At 48.4% G+C, this 1,724-nt stretch carries 1 protein-coding gene; it reads right to left on the bottom strand.

Going from position 1 to position 1,724, the window contains the following annotated elements; genetic code table 11:
* Positions 1–125: 125 nt before the first annotated feature.
* Positions 126–1,319, bottom strand: a complete 1,194-nt coding sequence (locus tag JX312_RS13210) for a pyridoxal phosphate-dependent aminotransferase (protein WP_204458382.1) — start codon at positions 1,317–1,319, stop codon at positions 126–128.
* Between the last annotated feature and the right edge of the window lie 405 nt (positions 1,320–1,724).

The raw sequence follows: 1,724 nt of genomic DNA, 5'->3' as shown, positions 1-1,724 counted from the left end.
AAGCGATAGTCAACATGTATGTCTGACTATATTTCAGACTATGAATACCGGATATAAAAGAATGCTGCCTCGTTTCACCGACGGCAGCATTCTTTTATATCCGTATTTCCTACAAAGCATATTGTCTATACAAGTCTGAGAGTTGCCTCCCTGATGCGACGCATAGCCTCCTCTATATTCTCCTCAGATGTGGCATACGAGAGACGGAGATAACCGGGCGCGCAGAAGGCGTCGCCATCAACAGCCGCCACATGAGCCTCCTCAAGAAGATACATCACATAGTCGCCGGACGTGCGTATCTCCTTATCCCCATATTTCTTGCCGATATATGCCGACACCTCGGGGAAAAGATAGAACGCCCCCTCGGGCCTGCTGACAATCCATCCGGGGATATCCTTTGCAAGCGAGTATATAAGGTCGCGACGGCTCTCGAACGCCTTGCGCATATCCTCCACACAATCCTGGGACCCGACATAAGCTGCCTCGGCTGCTTTCTGTGCAATCGATGACACTCCAGATGTATATTGACCCTGAAGTTTTGCGCAGGCTTTAGCTATCGGCAACGGCGCTGCAAGATAGCCGATACGCCAGCCCGTCATGGCATAAGCCTTCGAAACACCGTTGACCACAATCATCCTGTCACGGAGAGAAGCGAACCGGGATATACTTTCCGCACCTCCTGTATAATTGATATGTTCGTAGATATCATCTGCGAGCACAATTNCCTGCGGATGCNTTTCAAGCACCTCGGCAAGAGCCTTGAGCTCCTTGCCTGTGTATACACTGCCCGTCGGATTTGACGGCGAATTGAACATAAGCAGACGCGTATCTGGTGTGATAGCCGCTTCAAGCTGCTGAGGTGTGATCTTGAAATCCTGCTCCACTCCGGCATACACAAGTACCGGTTTGCCTTCGGCAAGCTTCACCATTTCCACATAGCTCACCCAAGCCGGAACAGGGATTATCACCTCGTCACCGGGATTGACAGTGGCGAGCAGCGCGTTGCACAGCTCCTGCTTGGCTCCGTTGCCTACAACTATCTCTTCGGGTGAATAGTCAAGCCCGTTCTCCCGCTTCAGCTTGTCGCAGATGGCTTTTCTCAATGAAAGGTATCCCGCCACCGGAGGATAATGCGTGAAATTCGCATCGATGGCTGCCTTGGCAGCTTCCTTGATATGCTCCGGAGTATTAAAATCCGGCTCACCGATTGACATGTTGATGACATCGATTCCTGCGGCACGAAGTTCCGCACTCTTCTGCGACATGGCGATTGTAGCCGATGCCGAGAGATTATTCACTCTCTCTGAAATAAAGTTCATAGGGTACAGTGTTTTTTTAGATAGCTGTTAAGATTCCTTTGTAGATTTGACCTTTGCCGCGAAGTTACAAATTTTCAATCTTATTGCCAAACGATTCTGACAAGCTGTTAAAAAAATCTATCAAAAATCCATCTTTATGCTAACCTAAGTTAAGAACTTGTTTAAAAGTAAACACTCTCTTAGCATTTGTTTAAAAATATGTATTAATTTTGTAAGCAAACACAATTGCAATAGAATTATGAAAGTAGTGTATCTTCATGGAATGGGGAGTTCCGGACAGTCGGCGACCGCTCGGCGTCTCGACAGATCTCTGCCTGCTTCTTATGAAGTCATCGCCCCGGATATACCCGTGCAGCCGGAACTCGCCATGACTGCCCTCAGAAAACTTGCAGACACGCTGGATCC

It is taken from the genome of Barnesiella sp. CU968 (genome assembly GCF_905219685.1).
Lineage (GTDB): Bacteria > Bacteroidota > Bacteroidia > Bacteroidales > Muribaculaceae > Lepagella > Lepagella muris_A.
This window is presented reverse-complemented; position numbering and strand designations above follow the sequence as displayed.